The sequence below is a fragment of the Aliikangiella litoralis genome (genome assembly GCF_052495765.1).
On sequence record NZ_CP199292.1, the window covers coordinates 2,658,962 to 2,681,276 of the forward strand.

A 22,315-nucleotide genomic window follows, 5' to 3' on the forward strand; every position below is an offset into this window, starting at 1 on the left:
TGAAAAGGTATTAAAAATTGACTGCAGTATATTTAAATCAAGTTGCTATGGTGAATGCGCTTGGTTGTTGCTTAGCTGATATTTGGCACAATCTTAAGTTGGGATGTTCTCCTGGCATGATGAAATACATCACACCAGTTAGTCAAAAAGAATTTCATGCTGGCGTTGTTAGTGCTGAACTACCTTTAATACCTGATGAGTTTTCTGATTTTAATTGTCGAAATAATCGATTAGCTTTGGCTGCTATTCAGCAAATAGAAAGCGCTATCAAAGATGGGATTGAACGTTATGGCGCTGCAAGAGTTGGAGTGGTAATTGGTACGAGTACTTCAGGCATAAGTGAAGCTGAAGTTGCAATTAAATCTCACATAGAGCGTGGCGTAATTCCCGCTGATTATACTTATAAGAAGCAAGAAATAGGTGCTATTAGTGACTTTATCGCTCAGTATTTAAAAGTTGAAGGTCCTGCCTATGTAGTGTCTACGGCTTGCTCGTCTAGTGGAAAAGTTTTTGCTTCTGCCCGTGGTTTGATTGATTTAGATATTTGTGATCTTGTTATTGTTGGAGGGGTTGACTCTCTATGTGATCTTACACTTAATGGTTTTGACTCTCTAGAAGCGGTTTCAAATGTGCTAACTAATCCGTTTAGTGTAAACAGAAAAGGAATTAATATTGGTGAAGCTGCGGCGCTATTTTTGATGAGTAAAGAAAAAAGTAGTGTCCAATTATTGGGGGTAGGTGAATCATCAGATGCTCATCATATGTCAGCGCCAGAGCCTTCAGGCAGTGGTGCTAAACAAGCGATGCAAGCGGCGTTAAAAGATGCCAATATCAATAAAGAAAAAGTTGATTATATTAATTTGCATGGAACCGGTACTTCACTAAATGACTCAATGGAAAGTCATGCGGTGTATGATATTTTTGCTGATCAAGTGCAAACAAGCTCAACCAAACCGCTCACAGGCCATACTTTGGGAGCTGCTGGTGCAACTGAGGCTGGTATTTGCTGGCTGATACTAAAGCACAGTAGTGAACAAATTATTGCGCCACATGTGTATGATGGATGTTACGATCCTTCCTTAAGTCCCATAAAATTGAGTGATACGAGTAAAAGCGTTTTGCCAGTCCAAGTGACAATGAGTAATTCATTTGCTTTTGGTGGTAATAACGTCAGTGTTATTTTAGGAAAATGTCTAGATGCATAAATTAGATACAGAAAAAGCTCAAAGTGTTATTGAACAATATACTGTTGGTGAGCTCATTCCTCACTCTGATCCAATGGTACTGCTTGACAAAGTTGTTGAGCAAAGTGAACAAAGTTTAACCGCTGAAATTACCATTAGAGAAGAGAGTCGTTTTTATGACTTGCAAGAACAAGGGGTGCCAACATGGGTGGCCATTGAATATATGGCGCAAGCCATAGCGGCATTAGCTGGCGTACGTTCTAAATTAAATAATGAGCCGATAAATTTAGGGTTTTTGTTAGGTACTCGAAAGTTTCATATAATTAATCAGTTTCTACCTGCTGATAAAACTTATCAAATTGAAGTAGAGCAGCTTTACATGGATGATTCAGGTTTAGCCAGTTTTGATTGTATAATTAGGTCTGGCGAGGAAGTTTATGGTAAAGCTAAGCTAAATGTTTTTGAAACAGATGATGTACAAGCAATTATTGAGAAAAAATAAATGACGCAAAGAGTTTTAGTGACAGGTTCTAGTCGGGGTATTGGTAAAGCAATTGCTTTAACTTTAGCCAATGCAGGCTTTGATATTGTGGTTCATTGCCGCTCAGGAATAGAGTCTGCTCAAGCGGTAGTAGAAGAAATAAAGCAGAGCTCCGGTTCTGCGAGCATAGTGCAGTTTGATATTGCTGATAGAAATATGGCCCGTGAAGTCATAGAAGACGATATTCGAGAAAACGGTGCCTACTTTGGTATTGTTTGTAATGCTGGGATAACGCGCGATAATGCCTTTCCATCGATTACCAGTGAAGATTGGGATCAAGTCATTCATACCAACCTTGATGGTTTTTATAATGTTGTTCATCCTGCCATAATGCCAATGATTCAAGCTCGAAAGGGCGGCCGTATTGTTGCTATGTCTTCAGTTTCAGGGGTTGTAGGTAATCGTGGACAAGTTAACTATAGTGCTTCTAAAGCTGGTTTAATTGGTGCTGCAAAAGCGCTTGCAGTTGAGTTGGCGAAACGAAAGATTACTGTTAATTGTGTTGCCCCTGGCTTAATTGATACCGAAATGTTATCTGATGAGCTGGTGACTGAAGCGATGAAAATGATTCCTGCAAAACGTTTAGGAACAGTCAATGAAGTAGCTAGTTTAGTGAACTATTTATTATCTGATGGCGCAGCTTACCTCACTCGTCAAGTGATTTCTGTGAATGGAGGCATGGCATGACGAATCGGGTTGTGATCACTGGAATTGGTGGTATCACTGCTTTTGGCACTCAATGGGATGAAATTCAGGCTTTGCTCAAGCAAAAGCAAAATGCTGTGCGTTATATGCAAGAATGGGAACGATGTGAGGATCTCAGAACGCGACTAGCCGCGCCAGTTGAAAATTATCAATTTCCTAAGTTGCCAAGAAAACTAATTCGAAGTATGGGGCGCGTATCTATGCTAGCAACTTGTGCTACTAGAGCAGCAATTGATAATGCGAATTTGACTGATAATGAAGTTATTACTGATGGCCGAACAGGTATTGCATATGGTTCTTCATCTGGCAGTATGGGACCTTTGCCTTCATTTAGTAATTTGTTAACAACAGGTTCAATGAAAGGTTTTACCTCAACATCTTATGTTGAGATGATGAGTCATACTGCACCTGTAAATATTGGTGTATTTTTCGGCTGTAAGGGAAGAATAATACCTACTAGTAGTGCTTGTACATCGGGTAGCCAAGGTATTGGTTATGCTTATGAAGCAATTAAATATGGCCGTCAGAAAGTAATGATCGCAGGTGGCGCAGAAGAATTATGTATTACACAAGCGGCTGTCTTTGATACCTTATTTGCAACGTCTACTCAAAATCAATCACCAGATAAAAGTCCTAAACCGTTTGATAAAAACAGAGATGGATTAGTTATTGGAGAAGGTGCAGGCACTTTAATTTTAGAAGATTATGAGTTTGCTAAGTCAAGAGGCGCCAATATTATTGCTGAAATTGTTGGTTTTGGTTGTAATTCAGATGGCGCACATGTGACCCAGCCTAAGCAAGATACAATGGCTTCTGCGATGCAGTTAGCCATTGAAGATGCTCAAATTGATTCATCTGAAGTTGGCTATGTGAATGCGCATGGGACTGCTACAGATAGAGGAGATGTTGCAGAAAGTAATGCAACCCGTACCGTTTTTAATCGGAATATCCCAATCAGCTCTTTAAAAAGTTATTTTGGCCATACCTTGGGAGCTTGTGGTGCCATAGAAGCTTGGTTATCGATTGAAATGATGAATAGTGGCTGGTATGCACCAACAGTCAACTTAACTGACGTTGATCCGGTATGTGGTGAGTTAGACTATATTACTGAAAATAACCGTCAGATGGATTGTGCTTATGTAATGAGCAATAACTTTGCTTTTGGTGGAATTAATACATCACTAATTTTTAAAAAAGTTGATTAGAGATTAAAAAGCTTTAATGAAAAAATATTGAGGAGTACTAATGGATAGCGATAAAGCATTTGAATATAAGCAAAGACAAACTGAAGATATGTCTGAACAAATGTTTTATTTTGGAGAAGGTAAAATTAGTGGATACGCTTCGTGTTTTTTAGGGATAACCAGTTTTTTGGCGGTACTTTGCTATCAATTTCCAAGCTATTTAACCACCGCTGATTTACGGGCTGTTTATGATGGAAAAGTATTGCAATCAGTTTTAATGGTGACCATGTGGTTATCATTATTTTTTGCTTTGTTAACTTTTGTGCTTTCTAAAAAACGCCGTTTAGGTGCTATTGGTGTGTTGTTTACATTAGCAGGGTTTGCCGCTGGTGGTTATACGGTTGAAGTCGGGGAGATCGAACCCACTCGCTTTTCGCTAGGTTTAGATTGGTTATTATTAACCTTGATTGCTTCAGTCGTTATTTTTACCTTTTTAGAAAAAATTTTTCCAAAGTACCGAGAGCAGGCCATTTTGCGGCCTGAATGGAAACTCGACTTATTTTATTTTTGTGTTAATCATTTATTAGTGGCTGTATTACTGTTTATATCTAACTATTTTGTTGTTAGTGTATTTGGTTGGGCAGTTAGTAAAACGGTTCAAAGTTATATTCAATCTTTACCCGTTATTGTGCAAGTTTTAATACTGATTATTTTTGCTGATTTTGTACTTTATTGGTCACATCGCTTATTTCATGAAGTTCCTCGATTATGGCGTTTTCATGCTGTTCATCATTCGGTTGAACATATGGATTGGCTGGCGGGCTCAAGGAATCATATAGTGCAAACTATCGTGGATCGTTCTGTTGCAATGGTTCCGCTTTATTTGTTAGGTGCAAGTAAAGAAGCATTTGATATTTATGTGACATTTGCTGCACTTCAAGCGGTTTTAGTTCATTCCAATATCGGCGTGCCGTTTGGTCCTTTAAAGTATTTGGTTGCAACTCCTCAATATCATCACTGGCATCATAGTTCCGATCAACCAGCAATTGATACAAATTATGCGGTTCATACACCATTATTCGATTGGGTATTTAAAACTTATCATATGCCTGTGAAGCACTGGCCGGCTGAATATGGTACGACAAAACGCTTACCAAGAAGTTTTATTGAACAGTTCTTATTTCCATTTAAAAAAATGGAATAAATTTTCTTATAGCCCACTGAGTTATATAAGGATCAAGGTTTCTAATTTATTTGAGAATGATTATCTTATCCTGAATTCAGATTATTTAGTGTTACAAGTTAAACCACGTCCTTTAAAAAGAAAGTTAATTATCAGCTTTGTCGATTTTGTTTTTGTTGCATAACAGAATGATATCATTTGGCGATTTATTATTGGGTCAAAAATCTGTATAATTCGCGCCTATTCAACTAGTCTTTAGTTATTGTTTTGGAGTCTGCAAGTTGGTTTTTTCTGTGTACTATATCAACTTTTCAAAATTGAATAACATCATCACTAATGGGGATTTAAAGAGTGTTAGAAGCATATCGTGATCACGTGCAAGAGAGAGCCCAACAGGGGATTGTTCCTAAACCATTATCTGCTGAGCAGATGGCTGGACTGGTGGAGTTATTAAAAACTCCTCCTGCTGGAGAAGAAGCGTTTTTATTAGATTTATTGACTAATCGAGTACCTGCTGGGGTTGATGAAGCTGCTTACGTAAAAGCTGCATTCTTAAGTGCTATCGCAAAAGGTGAAGATAATTCTCCAATTGTTGACAAAGCAGAGGCGGTTAAGTTACTTGGTACAATGCTTGGCGGTTATAACATTGCCACTTTAGTCGAGTTGCTTGACTCTGAAGAATTAGCCTCATTAGCAGGTGAAGAACTGAAGCACACTTTGCTCATGTTTGATGCTTTCCATGATGTTGCTGAAAAAGCTAAATCAGGTAATAAAGTTGCTCATTCCGTTATGCAAAGTTGGGCTGATGCTGAGTGGTTTAAATCTCGCGATGCGTTAGATGATAAAATTACTTTAACTGTTTTTAAAGTGCCTGGCGAAACAAATACTGATGACTTGTCTCCCGCTCAAGATGCTTGGTCTAGACCTGATATCCCGTTACATGCGTTAGCCATGTTAAAAAATCCTAGAGAAGGTTTAGAAGGAAATCCATTAGAAACCATTGAAGAGCTTAAAAAGAAAGGACATCCTGTGGCTTATGTCGGAGACGTGGTAGGAACAGGATCTTCGCGTAAATCAGCCACTAACTCTGTGCTTTGGTTAATGGGAGATGATATACCTCACATTCCAAATAAAAGAGCAGGTGGTTTTTGTTTAGGTGGAAAAATTGCACCAATTTTTTTCAACACAATGGAAGATGCTGGCGCTTTACCAGTTGAAGTTGATGTGTCTCAGTTAAATATGGGCGATGTTATCGATATTTACCCATATGCAGGAAAAATTGAAAAAGATGGCGAAGTGATTGCTGAGTTTGAATTAAAAACCGATGTATTACTTGATGAAGTTCAGGCAGGTGGTCGCATCCCAATGATTATTGGGCGTGGTTTAACTGCAAAAGCAAGAGATTTTCTTGGGTTGGAACCGGCTGATTTTTTCCGTACTCCAGCAATTGTTGGTGAATCAGATAAAGGCTTTACTTTGGCACAAAAAATGGTGGGTAAAGCGTGTAATTTACCTGGTGTGCGACCAGGGCAGTACTGTGAGCCAATGATGACAACTGTCGGCTCTCAAGATACAACGGGTCCTATGACTCGCGATGAGTTAAAAGATTTAGCTTGCTTAGGTTTTTCTGCTGACTTGACGATGCAGTCATTTTGTCACACAGCGGCTTATCCTAAACCAATTGATGTTGATACACAGCATACTTTACCTGACTTTATTATGAGTCGTGGTGGTGTTTCGTTACGACCAGGTGATGGAATTATTCATAGCTGGTTAAACCGTATGTTATTGCCTGATACAGTTGGTACTGGTGGTGATTCTCATACGCGTTTCCCATTAGGTATTTCTTTTCCTGCGGGTTCTGGTCTAGTGGCATTTGCGGCAGCAACAGGTGTAATGCCGTTGGATATGCCTGAGTCGGTTCTGGTTAAATTTAAAGGTGAAATGCAACCTGGCGTTACGCTGAGAGATTTGGTTAATGCGATACCTTATGCGGCCATTCAGGAAGGTTTGTTGACTGTTGAAAAGAAAGGGAAAAAGAACATTTTCTCTGGCCGTATTTTAGAAATAGAAGGTTTACCCGATCTTAAAGTTGAACAAGCATTTGAATTGTCAGATGCTTCAGCAGAAAGAAGTGCTGCTGGTTGCACTATTCAGTTGAATCAGGAGCCAATTATAGAGTACTTGAACTCTAATATCACAATGCTGAAATGGATGATTAAAGAAGGCTATGGTGATGCTCGTACCATCAGTCGTCGTATTGAGAATATGCAAAAGTGGTTAGAAAAACCTGAGTTAATGGAAGCTGATGCCGATGCTGAATATGCGGCTGTAATTGAAATTGACTTAAATGAAATAAAAGAACCAATACTTGCTTGTCCTAATGATCCTGATGATGTTAAACCGTTATCAGAAGTTCAAGGTGATAAGATTGATGAAGTCTTTATTGGTAGTTGTATGACTAATATTGGACATTATCGGGCTGCAGGTAAGTTATTACAAAAAGTAGACTCTATACCGACTCGTTTGTGGATCGCTCCTCCAACCAAGATGGATGAACATCAGTTGATGCAAGAAGGTTATTACAATATTTTTGCAACGGCTGGAGCAAGAACTGAAATGCCTGGTTGTTCTTTATGTATGGGAAATCAAGCACGAGTTGCTGCTAATTCAACGGTTGTTTCAACATCTACGCGAAACTTCCCTAATCGCTTAGGAAATGGGGCTAACGTTTATTTAGCTTCTGCTGAGCTTGCTGCGGTTGCGTCGATTTTAGGTAAGTTGCCAACTGTTGAAGAGTATATGAGTTATGCGGCTGACTTGGATACAATGGCAGATGATGTATACCGTTATTTGAATTTTCATGAAATTGAAGCTTTTAAAAAATCGGCTGCAAGCGTGACAATTCCTGTTGAGAATAAGGTTTACATTAATTAAAAGTGAATTTTGTATGACTAAAAGCACTCTTCGGAGTGCTTTTTTAGTTTTAACAAAATAAAATACTCAGCAACTGAGTTGGTTGGTCATTAAAGTAGAATTATGAAAGAAATGAGTTTAAACGGATGGCTGGATCATATCCAAAGTTTTCATCCGCAAGAAATAGAGCTAGGTTTAGCACGAATAAGGACGATAGCTAAAAAACTAGAACTGCTTAATCCTATGGCTAAAGTGGTTATGGTTGGTGGAACCAATGGCAAGGGGAGTGTTGTTGCTACATTAGAAGCTATTGCAAAAAAGAAAAACCTCCGTGTGGCAAGTTATACTTCGCCTCATTTACTACGTTTTAATGAGCGCATTAAACTGAACGGCACTGAGGTTGAAGATGAAATGCTGGTTAAAGCGTTTACTTTAATTGAAAGTATTCGTGATGATTTGCCATTAACATTTTTTGAGTTTACGACATTAGCTGCACTCTGGGTTTTTAAACAAAGCCAACTCGACTTAATTATACTTGAAGTTGGATTAGGTGGGCGTTTGGATGCGGTGAATATTATTGATCCTGATGTGTCGCTAATTACAACTATTGCATTAGATCATACCGATTGGTTAGGAAATTCTCTGGCCCAAATAGCATCTGAAAAAGCCGGTATTATTCGAGCTAAGGGTAAGACTTTTATTGGTGATAGTCATAGTTATGAGCTAGTGACCCAGCTACCAGAAGTATTGACTGAAAATGTATCTTTGGTTTCGCAAGCTGATGTTGAACAACTGGCTTTAATTAAAGATCCCCAAGTTAATCAATATCTGCTATTAGAACAAAATATTATGCTTGCCTTAGACACATTTAAGCACTTGTTTCCAAATCAACCGTCTCATTTAAAAGAAGCTTTAGAAGCGATAGAAGTGAGAGGGCGTTTTCAGCGACTTAGTACGTTTATACCAACTATTGTTGATGTGGCACATAACCCTCAAGCTGCTGAAAACTTGAAAAAACAGTTAAAAGGTTATTTAAGTCGTCTTAAAAAGCCAGGCAAAACCACTAAAGTCGTAGCTATATGCGGTATGATGTCAGATAAATCGATAGAAGATGTACTATTAATTATGGATGAGGTGGTAGATGAATGGGGGTTTGTTGATTTGCCAATAGATAGGGCTGCATCTGCTCAGGAACTTATGATGGTTTATCAAGCTCTAAGCTTGCAGAATAGTTGCAATGGTTACGCTTCGGTTGAACAAGTTTATAAAGCCTGTTGCCAAACTTTAACCCCAAATGATCTAATTTTGGTCTTTGGTTCTTTTATTACAGTAGCTGACATGTTTCAATATGAGCAATCAGTTAGTTAATCAATTCAGATATTAGGGGAATTAGTGGAAAATAGCTTAAAACAAAGAATTGTTGGAGCCATAGTACTGATAGCTTTAGCTGTCATATTTTTGCCTGCTATTTTAAAAGAGAAAACCAAACGTCCTCCATTTGAGTCTCAAATACCAGAAAAGCCAACTAGCCTGGTCGAATATGAAATTTCTGAAGGCACAATAAAGAAAAATAAATTAGTTGAACAACAGCTTAATAAGCTTGAAGGTAAGGCAAACAAAATTGATGAGCTCAAGCAGGATCCTGAAGAAGCTTTAGCTATCACCGAAGATGGCGAAGAAAATAATGCTGAAACAGCAATAATTGCGGCTAGTTCTGATAGTGAAAGTAGAAAGACAAAGTCTCAGCCAAGTACTAAGGTTGAGCTCTCTCAACAAAAAAAACAAGTTGTTGAAGAAACGATTGGTAAGCCATTTAAGCAAGCTGGCTGGGTTATTCAGGTTGCCAGTTTTTCTAATATAGAAAATGCTAAAAATTTAGTTAAGAAACTTAAAAAAGCGGGTTATAAAGCTTATCGTCGAAAGTATAAAAGCGATAAAGGAAAAGTTGTTTATCGTATTTATGTTGGGCCCTATATTGAAAAGTCTCAGGCCAGTGAACAACTAGCAAAAGTTTCTGAAACAGCTCAAGGAAAGGCAATTATTAAAGTGTTTGATCCAATTAAACATTAGGGCGTGTTGCCCTAACTGGATGTTGTTTTAATTTCAAGACTGTTTTGTATTGGATAAGTTTGATAGAATTCGCATCAATTCTTCAATCGAGTATATTGAGTTTATGCAGTGGGTTGACTGGGCAATCCTTATAATTATCGCTTTATCGGCTGGTATTAGTTTAATTCGTGGTTTTGTCAGAGAAGCTTTATCTTTAATTGGTTGGATATTCGCTTTTTTTGTTGCGAAAGGTTTTTACCAAGATTTTTCAGTATTATTGGAAGGGCACATAGATACGCCAAGTTTACGCTACGGCATTGCCTGGGCTGGACTATTTCTTATAACATTAACCGTTTCAGGACTTATTAATTATATTATTGGCCGATTAGTTGAAAAAGCTGGATTAAGCGGTATGGATCGCTTTATGGGCATGGCATTTGGCGCATTAAGAGGTATTTTGATTGTTTCGGTGGCTGTTATTGTATTAAATGCTTTTACGTTGGTACAGCAAGATCCTTGGTGGAAAAAGTCTCAATTGATTCCGCATGTTGAAATCATTGGGAATTGGTTCTACGATCATGTAAAAGATTCTATTCCGAGCGTTAATCAAGCCTTAACGCCGGATAAAAATTCCTGACTCTTAATAAAGGTTATAAATATGTGTGGTATTGTCGGCATTTATGGAACTTCACCCGTTAATCAAGGATTGTATGACGCTTTAACTGTGTTACAACATCGTGGACAAGACGCGGCAGGAATTGTAACTTTAAATGAAGGAAAAATGTTTTTACGTAAGGCCAATGGGCTTGTTAAAGATGTTTTTCACACGCGGCACATGCGCCGTTTACAAGGTAACCTTGGGGTTGGCCATGTAAGGTATCCAACGGCTGGTTGTGCAAGTTCTGCTGAAGCGCAGCCTCTTTATGTTAATTCGCCTTATGGTATCGTCTTAGCCCATAATGGTAATTTGACTAATCAAGAAGAGCTTAAAAGAGTTTTATATCAAACTGATCGTCGTCACATCAATACTAGCTCAGACTCTGAAATATTACTCAATATTTTTGCGCATGAATTACAACATTGTGCTGATGAACCCTTATCTCCTAGCGCAGTGTTTAAGGCTATTTCTAATCTTTATAAACGTTGTAAAGGGGCTTATGCCGCTGTTGCGTTAATTAATGATCATGGCATGGTATGTTTTAGAGATCCCTATGGAATAAGACCTGTTGTACTAGGTAAAAAAGTTACTAATGGAAAAACGGAGTATATGTTTGCTTCAGAAAGTGTTGCATTAGATGCACTTAATTTTGAGTTAGTTCGTGATGTCAATCCTGGGGAAGCTATTTATATTGATTCTAATGGGAAACTACATAGTCAACAATGTATTGAAGCTAACGAAGCTGCTCCTTGTATATTTGAATATGTTTATTTAGCCAGACCCGATTCTTTTATGGATGATATATCTGTTTATCGTGCTCGCTTAAGAATGGGAGAGAAGTTGGCAGAAAAGATTCTACGAATCTGGCCTGATCATGATATTGATGTCGTTATTCCAATACCTGATACTTCAACAACAAGTGCAATGGAACTGGCAACCAAACTTAATTTAAAGTTAAGACATGGTTTTGTTAAAAATAGATATATTGGACGAACTTTTATTATGCCTGGTCAGCAGATGAGGAAAAAATCTGTTAGGCAAAAGCTTAATGCGATTGGTTTGGAGTTTAAGGATAAGAATGTTTTATTAGTGGATGACTCAGTTGTTCGGGGAACAACTAGCCAGCAAATCGTTGATATGGCACGAGAAGCTGGGGCTAATAAGGTTTATTTTGCATCAGCTGCGCCAGCTGTACGTTATCCTAATGTTTATGGTATCGATATGCCTTCTGCTAAAGAGTTGATTGCGCACGGTCGTACAGATGAAGAGGTAGAGGCGCTGATTGGTGCTGACAAACTCATTTATCAAGATTTGGAAGATTTAGTCGAAACATGCCGTGAGGGAAACCCTAAAATTACCCGGTTTGATACTTCTGTCTTTGATGGTAATTATATTACTGGCGACATTGATGAAAATTATCTTCAACAGCTAGATAATCGCCGTAACGATTTGGCTAAAAACTCACCTGTGGTTGATGTTGGTGAAGATGAAGATGCCGAGCCAATAGATGACACAATCATGGAGTTACACAATGTTGGTGGAGCTTAAGTGCTCTCCTGGCTTTCAAAACAAATACTGACCTTAAGTGGTTGGAAAATTGTAGGCCAACCTCCAGCATTAAAAAAATATCTCATCATTGGGGCACCTCATACTTCTAATTGGGACTTCTTTATATTTATTCTATTGAAGTTCCATTTTCAATTAAAAATAAACTTCATTGGCAAACATACCATTTTTGTATGGCCTTTTAATTGGTTTTTGCGTAAATTAGGTGGTATTCCAATTGATCGTTCACAGAGTCATAATATTGTTGATTCTATTGTAAAAAGCTTTGAGCAGAATGAACGAATGCTTCTGGCTCTTGCTCCAGAAGGGACTAGAAGTTATAAAGAGCATTGGAAGTCGGGGTTTTATTATATAGCATTAAATGCCAATGTACCTGTACAAACTTGCTTTTTAGATGCCAAAACTCGACAGTTGGGCTTTGGTCCTTTAATTGAATTAACAGGGGATATTGAGATTGACTTAAGTCGGTTAAAAGCATTTTATCAATCTAAAATGGGCATTAACCCAGAACAGAGCAGCAAAGTGACTTTTAAAATTCATTCTTAATGTCCAGAGAATACATCATTTTTAATTTAGGTAAGCGCAGTAAACGCTCATTATTTTGACTTTATTCAGGAATTTTTCATTGTACGGACGACTTATATTGACATTATTGCTATGGACGGCTTATTCGTGTGGGATATCCGCTAACTCACTCGATCATCGTTTTCAAAAGGCATTTCAAGTACAACGGCTATCTTTAGAACAAGGCCTATCGCAAAGTGTGGTTAATAGTATCATTCAGGATTCTCAGGGATATTTTTGGATTGGTACTGAAGATGGGCTAAACCGGTTTGATGGGTATGAGTTTACTATTTTTGAACACCAGCACAGCAACCCAAAATCTTTACATGATAACTTTATTTATTCTATAGCTGAGCAGCCTGGATTAGGTATTTGGGTGGGGACTCAAAATGGACTGAGTTTATATAATCCTGTTGATGAGTCTTTTACTAATTATCAATATTTACATGAGGATTTAAGAACTGCAATTGCAGCAATTGCTGTATTACCTTCGGGTAATATTGCGATTGGTTCTGATAATGGTTTATTTGTTTATAATTCAAAAGTGGGGTCAACAGAACTATTTGAATCAGAACATAAGCAGCGTATTGAAGATGAAGTGACTTCAATTACCGTTGTGAATGATACTGTTTGGGTATCGACCGAGTCGTGTGTTTATGCGTTAAAAGAAAAAGATAATTCTTTGGTTAATTATTGCGAAGGTAAACTAAAAAAATGGTTAACCGTAAAAGGTAATTCTGTTAAGGATATCGAAGTAAAACACCAAAGCATTTGGTTGGGAACCAATTCAGGTTTAATTCGTTATGATCTGATTACGGATGAAGTTGAGCGTTTTTTTGCCGAGGAAAATAATCCTAACTCTTTAACCTCTGACTTTATACAAACTATGACGTTTGATCAAGAAGGTAATTTGTGGATTGGTACTAGTCAAGGGTTAAATGTATATCGTTATTCTAAATCAAGGTTTGAACATTATTTGCATAAAACACACGATAGTGATGGCCTTTCTTCTAATGAATTAATGACTATTTTTATCGATAAAAATGGTTTAGTTTGGTTAGGTACTTATGCAACAGGTGTTAATATTTTAAACCCGATAGAAACTGACTTTAAACATGTTATTACCAAATCTGATTTAGCGAAATTTGGTATTAGCAATACTGTTCATGGAATTGAAAAGGATAATAATGAGTACTTGTGGTTAGCCACTTATGGTGGAGGTATTGTACAACTCGACTTGATGACAGGCGATATTAGTAGACCACTTCATGATGAAGTGGATGTATTAGATGAAAAATCGAGTTATACCTACTCGCTACATATAGATTATAAAAACAGGATGTGGATAGGGACTATTTACGGTATATATTTGTTCGATTTAGATCAGAAAAAAATTCTTCCGGTTCACTTTTACAGTAATGGTAATAAAATTGATTTAAAAGAGTTTATTTTCAAAATATATGAAGATCATTCTAATCGCATATGGATTGGAACAAATTCACATTTATTCAGGGTTGAAAAAGAGATAGTAAATAATGGACAACTGACTTTTTATTTAAAAGATTTTCAGCCTGAAATTCCTTATAGTTACAAAGATAGAAGTAGCCGAATTAGTTCAATCTTGGAAACCAGAGATGGTAATATTTGGGTTGGTGGTGTGAGTGGATTGTTGATGTATTCACAAGAACATGAAAGCTGGTTTCACTATGAGTATCATAATAATAATTCTCAATCCTTATCAAATGATGACGTACAGGTTTTATTTGAAGATAGTAGGGGGATTTTATGGGTGGGAACTGCTAATGGTTTAAATAAAGTGATAAGAGAAACAGAAGATGAAATTTATTTTGAGAGAATAACCAAAGTACAAGGTTTACCTAATAATAATATCTATGGAATATTAGAAGATGCTCAAAAGCAACTCTGGCTTTCAACTAATTTAGGCTTAGTTCGTTATTCTGCATATAGCGATAGTATGCAGTCATTTAGACGCAATGATGGCTTGTCAAGTGATGAATTTAATACGGGAGCTTATTTTGCCGATAGTGATGGTTTACTATATTTTGGAAGTATTAATGGTGTCACGGTAGTTGATAGCAAAGTCAAAATAAAAAAATATATAGAGCGAGAGCTAATATTTACAGAAGTCAAAGTGGGGCAGAGAAATTTTGATTTGTATCAGTTAAACAACCAGAGAAAACCTATTATTTCTAAGCAACAAGATGAATCAACAATAAAAATTTCAGTTGCCGATCTCTATTTTCAAAATTTAGGAACCCAATCTTATCGTTACCGAGTTTTAGGTTTGAATGATGACTGGGTTTATTTAGGAAAAGAAAGAAGCTTTGTTTTAGCTGGTTTACAAGAGGGTAAATACTATATCGATATTCAATCTAAAGTTGGTCAGGCGGCTTGGTCTGAAAATAAACTACGTCTACAGCTTAATGTTGAAACAGATTTTTTTAAGAGTAGCTTATCTTTTTATTTGCTTTTAATATTGTCGTTTTTACTTTTTGGAATTGTTCTTTATTTAGTTAGTCGTCATTATAAAAGTAAACTGGCTAAGTTGGAAAACTTAGTGAAAGTTGAAGAAATTCGTCTTAAAGATGTTAGAAAACAAAATGCCAGCCTTAAGTTAGAGCTAGAAAGCAAAGTTAATGAAATTGATGTGATGACAGAGGAAATTAGTGATTCATCATATCAATTAAAAAGTCATCAGTTTAGGGATTCTGTCAGTGGTTTTTATCGTTATCAAAATATTACTAGAATGCTTGCTGATGATAAGAAGTCAGAAGAAAATATTAGTTTTAATCATATATTTATATTTCATTTGACGGATTTGCTGAATATAGAACAAGAGTATGGGAAAATTTGTAGTGCGGAAATAATTAGTTACGTGGCCATTAAATTAAGACAAAAATGCCCTTCAAATGTACATATTTGTGCGTTAAATGAGGATACTTTTGTTATTTTTGGTAATGCCGATGAAATGAAAAACTTGAGTGATAATTTAAGTCATTTGAGAACTAAAATACTGCATAGTAAAATTCCTATCGCTAATGATAAACGAGTACAAATACATATTGTATTAACGTATTTAGAAATTACAAATGATAAGATAAAAAAGCTATCAGAACTTATTAAGTTATCGGATTTATTGATTGTTATTCACCAAAAAATAAGTCTGCTAAGTGCCTCAGGCTTATTGCGTGTTGAGTTGCATCAATCTCCCGCCGAGTTTCAAAGTGTAAACCCTGAAAAAGATCTAGATGATTTGTTAAGTAAACAGTTAATCACTACACACTTTTTAAATTGATTTTTCCAAGAGGTGAAATGAAATAAAAAGCGGCAGAGAGCCGCTTTGGAAATACAAGGTTTAGCTACTTTTGTTCAATGATAATAGTTTCTTCTTCAATATGAATATCTTTATTCTTTTGATCTTTTTTTACAATAACTTGCACTTGTGGATTGCCGTCACTTTTCCATATTTTTTTGTGTTTTCCTGGAATAAAATTAATATTATTATCACTGCTAAATAACATAATATTGTGATTGTTAAAGGAAACTTCTTTTTCTATGCCTGCGGCAATAAATGCATCTCTAATTATTTGTTTTTGAGAGTCATTTAACTCAATACCACTAATTTGAACTGTGTTAGCAAGTTTGTTGTGTAATCTGCTTGAACGATGTATTTTAGCGCCTAAATCACCATCAAAAGAAGGCAGTTCTAACACTTCGCCATCCACTTCAACATTGACCCCTTTTTCTGTTTTTGTCAGAGTGATATTCTTGCCTGAGTTAGAAGTAATCGTTTTTGATTCACCCAAGACTAATTCAGGCATATTAAAACTTTCGCTTGTATTATCTATTTTTAAATCAACAACCGGGTCTTTATTATCAGATTTATCTACTTTGATTACAAACACCTGTTCTTTTTTCTCCTCTGCATTGACAATATAACTGCTCATGCCAAGACAACTTAATCCTAATGCTAAAATTATTTTATTGTATTTTTTCATGGTTACTCCCAATAATATGAGTTAATTTATAAGTTCATTAATCTATTATCAATTTGTATGCCAGGTATTATTATTATTATTATTATTTGTTTGACTATTTATAGCTTGTTTAACTCAATTATACTTTTTATTTTAATAAAAATATCCTTATATGGGGAAAGTGTTCTCTATATAAGGATATTAACTAATTTGATATTTATCTAAACGATATAAAAATGCTTTGTAACCTAGGCCTAATAATTTCGCTGCTTGAGTTCTATTATTATTACAATGACTTAAAGCTTGTAGTAAGCAGTCTTTTTCATGAATCTCCCAGTTAATACCTTGTTGCGGTAGAATAAAATTACTTTCATCATTGGCTTGATGTAGTTCTAGTTCATCGACATCATCCAACGAAATAGTATTCTCTAAAGAGAGTAATGTTAGGCGTTCTACAGTATTCCTGAGTTGTCTTACATTTCCTGGCCATGAGTAGGCTAGCATCGCTTTAAGAGCGGGTGCCGATAGTTGTTTTATCGGCATATTATTTTCTAGGCAACATACTTTAATAAAATGCTGAATTAAAGGGAATATATCTTCTTGCCTGTTTCTTAATGAGGGAATTACAACAGGAATTACATTTAAACGATAATATAGATCTTCTCTAAAGTTACCTTTTTCAACTTCTTCTAAAAGCGCTCTGTTAGTTGCAGTAACAATTCTAACATTGAGTTTTATTTCTTGATTAGAACCAACACGGTTAATGGTTCCTTCTTGAATAAACCTTAAAAGTTTACTTTGAATTAATAAAGGAAGTTCGCCAACTTCATCTAAAAATATAGTGCCATTGTGCGCACTTTCTAATTTTCCAATTCGATTTTTGTGGGCACCAGTATAAGCTCCTTTTTCTGCGCCAAATAATTCAGCTTCAGCCAAGCTTTCTGGTATTGCTGCGCAATTAACGGGTAGAAAAGGGGAGTTGTTTAAATGAGATAGTTGATGTATTGCCCTAGCAGCCAACTCTTTTCCTGTTCCACTCTCACCAGTGATTAGTATCGTTGCGTTAGTGGGAGCTGCTTTTTCTATACGCTGATAGAGTTTATTCATCGCACTTGACTGACCAATCATATCAAGCAGTTTACTTCGGTGTTTTACCTGTCTTTTTAATTCATTGTTTTCAGATTCTATTTGTCGAGAGTAAACTAATTTTTTAATTGTAAACAATAAGCTGTTTTTATCAAAAGGTTTAGGTAAGTAATCATCAGCACCAGCTCGAATGATATTGATTGCATGCGATGCATCACTGTGAGCTGTAATTAATATAAAGCCAGTACCAGGTGAGCTCTGTTTTAGTTGCTCTAATACTTGGTTGCCATTAATACCTGGCAGTTTCCAGTCTGAAATAACAATATCAAAATCTTTTTTTTCTAACAGCTTAACACCCAACTCTCCGTTATCTACATCAGTGACTTGATAGTGTTCGGCTTCTAGTATTGCTTTTATTAACTGTCTCTGATCAAATTCATCTTCAATCAATAGAATGTTAATAAGGTGATTATTTAACAAATTATTTTCCTCTGTGGTTGATAATAAGAGTGACGCTACTACCTCTATTAGAATTGTTTTTAACTGAGATACTGCCGTGATATTTGTGTGAAATTATACGGTGAGCAAGATATAGACCCATACCTGCACCATAAGTTTTATCAGTATTATGTGGAGAAAATAAGTGTTCTAAAATGTTGTCAGAAAAACCTGGGCCTTGGTCGATAATTTTTACTTCAACCCCTTGTTGTTCCTGAGAGAGAAATACTTGAATACAGCCTTCTGCTGGAGAGGCTTCTAAGGCATTTCCAATGATGCTTTGCAATATGCTTTTGAGTTCTGATTTGATAGCAAGTATTTCTATATTTGATTCATTATGATTAAAAACGATATTAATTCCTTGGTTTGAAGAAAGTTTTAGATCATCAATCACACTAATTAGTAAAAGTCTTATGTTAGCTGGTTTTATTAGATCAGTATCATTATTCATTACTTCTATTAAAGAGCGAATCCATTTATCTATCCTGTTTACTTGTTGTTTGGCAAGCTTATTTAACTTGCTTCTTTCATATGTGTGTTGACTTGATTCGATTTGGTCAAGTGCTAAATTGAGTGTATTAAGTGGATTTCTTATTGTATGAGCAAGTCCTCGTGCTATTTCTGCCAACTCTGCTAGGTGGGCTTTGTTTTGTAAAACTTCATTTTGTTTTTGCAATTGTTTAATTTTTTGAGACATTAGGTTAAAAGAATCAATTGTTGAGTCAATCTCATTACTATGCCATTGGTTATCTTTTTTTATTTGAACCCCTAACTTTCCTTCTCCTAAACTGATTGAGGCTGACTGGAGTTTTTTTAAAGGAGAGGCAATTTTACTTGTAAAGTAAACAGCAAGGCTAACGCCTATAAATAACAACAGAATTGTTGAGTAAAGTACTTGATTAGAAAAGTTTTCTAATGCCATGTGTATGCCTGTACGAGGTATTGGTATTTGATAGTCTGAACCACTTGCGTTAAGTAATATAAAATCATCTTCTTGTTCATTATTGAGCTCTATAACAACATCTTGTCTTATCCTTGGATGATTGTTGTTGAGTGATACGGGGAAACTAGAAGAGGTTGAACTGACAACAATAGAGTGAAATTCAATTCTTGGTTGATCAAATATAAGCGTTTCAGCTGTTGAGCGACTAACCTCAAATGCTGATTCGCCAACTTGTTTGGCTACATTTTTAGTAAAGCTTGTAATAGACCACCATTGTAATAACAAAACCACTGATAACAGGCTTGTTATAAAAATTAAACTGAGTTTTCTAAAGGACATAATGGCTTCCAAAAGGTTAATACAGGTTAAATTTAGCAGAGATCGTGCCAATATGTTTAGACCTATTCAACTTGAAAATGTATTTTTCAGTGAGTTAACTGAATTGTACTTCCAGATAAGACAGATAAATAACAAAAAATAGTTAAGAGAGGGCTTAGTGCTTTGCTAAATATTACTTGATTGTTGAGATGGGAAGCTTAATTTTAACTTTGGTAAGCATGAAGAATAATAAGTGTCACTACGCCTATTAATATGCCGAGTGATTCCCAACGGATTAGCTTATTACCGATACTCGATTTTAGTTGGTTAACTTTATTTTGGTTATTTTTTTTATTGTGGTGATTATGGTGTTGATGATCTTCACTGGTGTGCATACAACCATCAGCATGAGGTTTATAAAATACGACATGTAGTAGTGAGCCGCTGATAAAAGATTGAAGGACAGCAAATAGTATTTGATTGCGAAAACTTTCTATTAGTTGGTTTAGGAAAAAGCCCGCACAGGTTGCGGTCCCCATTAGTAAAATAGTGATTAATGCGTATTTTTCTCCAAGTAATGGTCTTAGTAGCCACCAGATTGTTAATCCGACGGGGAGGCGGTGTAATATAATTGCTAATGTGATCCCATTACCACCATTTTGTTCTGATTGTAAAACGGCCCCTTCAATTAATGCATGTGCTAATAAACCTAAAACACCTAAATATATTGTTAGCTTATGGGTTGTGTCAGCAGCCTTTTGGAAGGTTTTTTCTATAATTGTTGGTCCAAAAAATCCGACTAAAATAAAAAGGAAAGATAACAAACCGATTAATTGGTAGGCTCCAGGAATTATATCAAATACAATACTTCCTGTGACAACAACTAATATGATTCCACTGACTATTTTATCCGTTCGTCTGAGTGGTCCGAAAGTTTGATAAACTAGAGGACCAACGCAAAGAGAGAAAAAGCTTGCGATTAACGCAATCATTTAAATACTTTACCAGGGTTAAGTATATTTTGTGGATCGAGTACTTTTTTAATGCCGCTCATTAGCGCGATTTCAGTTTCTGAACGGGAAAATGATAAATAGTCTCGTTTCAATAGGCCAACCCCATGCTCTGCTGAAATACTACCATTAAAAGATTGTAAAATTTTGAATATCTCAGGATTTGCCTTACTACATTCTTGTTTGAAGTCTTCTAATGGCATCGTTTCAGGTTTAAGAATATTTAAGTGTAAGTTACCATCACCAATATGACCAAACCAGATGGTTTCAAAATCTGGATAATTATGGCTTACGAACTCATCGACTGCTTTCAAAAAACTGCCTACTTGAGAGGGCATTACTGAAATATCGTTCTTATAGGGAGGGTAATGTGAAATAGATTCTGATATACCTTCTCTATATTGCCATAACTCTTCGGCTTGTTGATGGCTTTGGCTGATAATCCCATCTTGTAACCACTCATTTTCAGCAGCAATTTCAAAGGCTTTGAAAGCATTGTCCAGGGTACTTTCTGTTGGGTTTTCAAACTCAATCAATACATAAAAGTGACTTGTTTCATTAAATGGTGCTTTGATGGAGCGTTGTTGCATCACTTTATCTAAAGCGGCTTGTGAAAAAAACTCAAATGCCATTAAACTGATATAAGGTTGAAAATGTTCTAACAGCTGAGAAATGCAGGAAAGATCGGGAACTGCAAGTAACATAACGGTTGGTTCTTGTGGGGGATTGGTTAATTTCATTATTGCTTCAGTAATGATAGCTAATGTACCTTCGCTCCCAATGATTAGGTGTCTTAAATCATATCCGGTTGCATTTTTTACAAGTCCATTATTGAGAGTCAGTATATCTCCTGATGCTGTTACTACGGTTAATCCTGATACCCAGTCTCTGGTTAGACCATATTTTAAAACCTTTATACCACCAGCATTGGTGGCAATGTTACCGCCTATTTGACTTGAACCTGCTGAAGCAAAATCTACTGGATAGAAGAGCTCATGTTCTTTGGCGTAATTTTGTAATTGTTCTGTGATAACTCCTGCACCGCAACTAACAGTTCTATCGACAGAATTAAATTGGGTAATTTGGTTTAGCCTATCAAGCGAAAGCACTAGCTCTTGGTTAGTTGCAACTGCACCACCACTTAATCCTGTTCTACCGCCAGATGGAACAATGGCAACTTGGTGTTGGGCACATAATTTGACGACTTCTGAAACTTGGTGCGTATTAGCTGGTTTGACTATCACGGAAGGGTTCGGTTGATAAAGTCGACTCCAGTCCTGCCCATAAACAGCTAAATCATCTGTTGTCGTTGAAACGTAGTCTTGACCAACAATATCTTTAAGTTGATTAATAAAATCTGACATGAAAATTACTTACCAGTTAGAACGCAATAATTTAATAATGAGCTTTTGAATAAAGCTAAATTTCATATATGGGTATGGTGATTATTATGACCATAAAATGGACAGTTTACACTAAGCCGCTGCTAGCTTGTATTGTGACTTTGTTCTGCGATCTGTTCAAGCTTCTTTATTATAAATATGACTAAAAAGTTAATACGACTTAAAGAATCAAATAGTTTGAGAAATTTACAAGATTAAACAATTATAGTTGCACATTAAATGTCTATGTCGACTTAGTCCTATTTAATAGAAAGAAGCCGACTTCGACGAATAAAATAGGAGATTCGGTTATAAATGATGTGACATGGTGGGCGCTAGTGGGCTCGAACCACTGACCCTCGCCTTGTAAGGGCGATGCTCTCCCAACTGAGCTAAGCGCCCATGTCGTCAACACGGGGCGCATTCTAGTGAGAAAATATTTACGCGTCAACAACTAAATTAATTATTTTTTTAGTAAGACAATTTGATAAACTATTTAACTAATAATTAATCATCAAAAAAGTGAACCT

17 protein-coding genes and 1 tRNA gene are annotated in these 22,315 nt (G+C 36.2%); 12 read left to right on the forward strand and 6 right to left on the reverse strand.

Translation table 11 applies throughout. The features are described from left to right. Positions 1 to 17: 17 nt before the first annotated feature. The 12 genes from ACT5E3_RS10945 (at position 18) to ACT5E3_RS11000 (ending at position 15,866) form a co-directional block, all read left to right on the forward strand. Positions 18 to 1,205 (forward strand): beta-ketoacyl-[acyl-carrier-protein] synthase family protein, encoded by a 1,188-nt coding sequence (locus tag ACT5E3_RS10945; protein ID WP_444998346.1) that lies wholly within the window; start codon positions 18 to 20, stop codon positions 1,203 to 1,205. Continuing rightward, positions 1,198 to 1,686, forward strand: a complete 489-nt coding sequence (locus ACT5E3_RS10950; RefSeq protein ID WP_444998347.1) for an ApeP family dehydratase — start codon at positions 1,198 to 1,200, stop codon at positions 1,684 to 1,686. Before ACT5E3_RS10945 ends, ACT5E3_RS10950 begins: the two co-directional genes overlap by 8 nt. Next, complete coding sequence (locus tag ACT5E3_RS10955; RefSeq protein WP_444998348.1) at positions 1,687 to 2,412, forward strand: 3-ketoacyl-ACP reductase FabG2; 726 nt, start codon at positions 1,687 to 1,689, stop codon at positions 2,410 to 2,412. After that, positions 2,409 to 3,635: a beta-ketoacyl-ACP synthase gene (locus ACT5E3_RS10960; protein ID WP_444998349.1), complete on the forward strand. Its 1,227-nt coding sequence runs from the start codon at positions 2,409 to 2,411 to the stop codon at positions 3,633 to 3,635. Before ACT5E3_RS10955 ends, ACT5E3_RS10960 begins: the two co-directional genes overlap by 4 nt. Positions 3,636 to 3,675: 40 nt before the next feature. Continuing rightward, positions 3,676 to 4,818, forward strand: a complete 1,143-nt coding sequence (locus ACT5E3_RS10965) for a sterol desaturase family protein (protein WP_444998350.1) — start codon at positions 3,676 to 3,678, stop codon at positions 4,816 to 4,818. A 330-nt stretch (positions 4,819 to 5,148) separates the two neighbouring features. Next, entirely contained in the window at positions 5,149 to 7,734 is a 2,586-nt protein-coding gene (acnB, locus tag ACT5E3_RS10970) for a bifunctional aconitate hydratase 2/2-methylisocitrate dehydratase (protein ID WP_444998351.1), read from the forward strand. A gap of 102 nt (positions 7,735 to 7,836) precedes the next feature. Then, positions 7,837 to 9,081, forward strand: coding sequence for a bifunctional folylpolyglutamate synthase/dihydrofolate synthase (locus tag ACT5E3_RS10975; protein WP_444998352.1), 1,245 nt, complete (start codon positions 7,837 to 7,839; stop codon positions 9,079 to 9,081). A gap of 24 nt (positions 9,082 to 9,105) precedes the next feature. Continuing rightward, positions 9,106 to 9,783, forward strand: a complete 678-nt coding sequence (locus ACT5E3_RS10980; protein ID WP_444998353.1) for an SPOR domain-containing protein — start codon at positions 9,106 to 9,108, stop codon at positions 9,781 to 9,783. A 49-nt stretch (positions 9,784 to 9,832) separates the two neighbouring features. Continuing rightward, a complete protein-coding gene (locus tag ACT5E3_RS10985) occupies positions 9,833 to 10,399 on the forward strand; it encodes a CvpA family protein (protein WP_444998354.1) in 567 nt (188 codons plus the stop codon). Positions 10,400 to 10,420: 21 nt separating this feature from the next. Then, entirely contained in the window at positions 10,421 to 11,968 is a 1,548-nt protein-coding gene (gene purF / locus ACT5E3_RS10990) for an amidophosphoribosyltransferase (protein ID WP_444998355.1), read from the forward strand. Further along, on the forward strand, positions 11,969 to 12,532 hold the full coding sequence (locus ACT5E3_RS10995; protein WP_444998356.1) for a lysophospholipid acyltransferase family protein: 564 nt from the start codon (positions 11,969 to 11,971) through the stop codon (positions 12,530 to 12,532). A 79-nt stretch (positions 12,533 to 12,611) separates the two neighbouring features. Then, on the forward strand, positions 12,612 to 15,866 hold the full coding sequence (locus ACT5E3_RS11000; RefSeq protein WP_444998357.1) for a ligand-binding sensor domain-containing protein: 3,255 nt from the start codon (positions 12,612 to 12,614) through the stop codon (positions 15,864 to 15,866). Between the two features lie 64 nt (positions 15,867 to 15,930). Here the strand turns inward: ACT5E3_RS11000 and ACT5E3_RS11005 are convergent, their stop codons facing one another. From ACT5E3_RS11005 to ACT5E3_RS11030, 6 genes are all read right to left on the reverse strand, one after another. Continuing rightward, positions 15,931 to 16,569: a hypothetical protein gene (locus ACT5E3_RS11005; RefSeq protein ID WP_444998358.1), complete on the reverse strand. Its 639-nt coding sequence runs from the start codon at positions 16,567 to 16,569 to the stop codon at positions 15,931 to 15,933. 180 nt (positions 16,570 to 16,749) lie between these two features. Further along, positions 16,750 to 18,114, reverse strand: coding sequence for a sigma-54-dependent transcriptional regulator (locus tag ACT5E3_RS11010; protein WP_444998359.1), 1,365 nt, complete (start codon positions 18,112 to 18,114; stop codon positions 16,750 to 16,752). A 1-nt stretch (position 18,115) separates the two neighbouring features. Continuing rightward, positions 18,116 to 19,414 carry a HAMP domain-containing sensor histidine kinase gene (locus ACT5E3_RS11015; RefSeq protein ID WP_444998360.1) on the reverse strand — a complete coding sequence of 433 codons (1,299 nt, stop codon included), beginning with the start codon at positions 19,412 to 19,414 and terminating at the stop codon, positions 18,116 to 18,118. 203 nt (positions 19,415 to 19,617) lie between these two features. After that, entirely contained in the window at positions 19,618 to 20,385 is a 768-nt protein-coding gene (locus tag ACT5E3_RS11020) for a hypothetical protein (protein WP_444998361.1), read from the reverse strand. Continuing rightward, positions 20,382 to 21,767, reverse strand: coding sequence for an FAD-binding oxidoreductase (locus tag ACT5E3_RS11025; RefSeq protein ID WP_444998362.1), 1,386 nt, complete (start codon positions 21,765 to 21,767; stop codon positions 20,382 to 20,384). Before ACT5E3_RS11025 ends, ACT5E3_RS11020 begins: the two co-directional genes overlap by 4 nt. A gap of 344 nt (positions 21,768 to 22,111) precedes the next feature. After that, positions 22,112 to 22,187 (reverse strand) — tRNA-Val (locus ACT5E3_RS11030). Positions 22,188 to 22,315 lie beyond the last annotated feature (128 nt).

Bases quoted from the DNA above. Each gene is read 5' to 3' on its own strand.
- ACT5E3_RS10955 (WP_444998348.1), top strand. From the start codon at position 1,687: ATGACGCAAAGAGTTTTAGTGACAGGTTCTAGTCGGGGTATTGGTAAA.
- ACT5E3_RS11025 (WP_444998362.1), bottom strand. From the start codon at position 21,767: ATGTCAGATTTTATTAATCAACTTAAAGATATTGTTGGTCAAGACTAC.
- ACT5E3_RS11020 (WP_444998361.1), bottom strand. From the start codon at position 20,385: ATGATTGCGTTAATCGCAAGCTTTTTCTCTCTTTGCGTTGGTCCTCTA.
- ACT5E3_RS10950 (WP_444998347.1), top strand. From the start codon at position 1,198: ATGCATAAATTAGATACAGAAAAAGCTCAAAGTGTTATTGAACAATAT.
- purF (WP_444998355.1), top strand. From the start codon at position 10,421: ATGTGTGGTATTGTCGGCATTTATGGAACTTCACCCGTTAATCAAGGA.
- ACT5E3_RS10965 (WP_444998350.1), top strand. From the start codon at position 3,676: ATGGATAGCGATAAAGCATTTGAATATAAGCAAAGACAAACTGAAGAT.
- ACT5E3_RS11005 (WP_444998358.1), bottom strand. From the start codon at position 16,569: ATGAAAAAATACAATAAAATAATTTTAGCATTAGGATTAAGTTGTCTT.
- ACT5E3_RS11015 (WP_444998360.1), bottom strand. From the start codon at position 19,414: ATGTCCTTTAGAAAACTCAGTTTAATTTTTATAACAAGCCTGTTATCA.
- ACT5E3_RS10960 (WP_444998349.1), top strand. From the start codon at position 2,409: ATGACGAATCGGGTTGTGATCACTGGAATTGGTGGTATCACTGCTTTT.
- ACT5E3_RS10975 (WP_444998352.1), top strand. From the start codon at position 7,837: ATGAAAGAAATGAGTTTAAACGGATGGCTGGATCATATCCAAAGTTTT.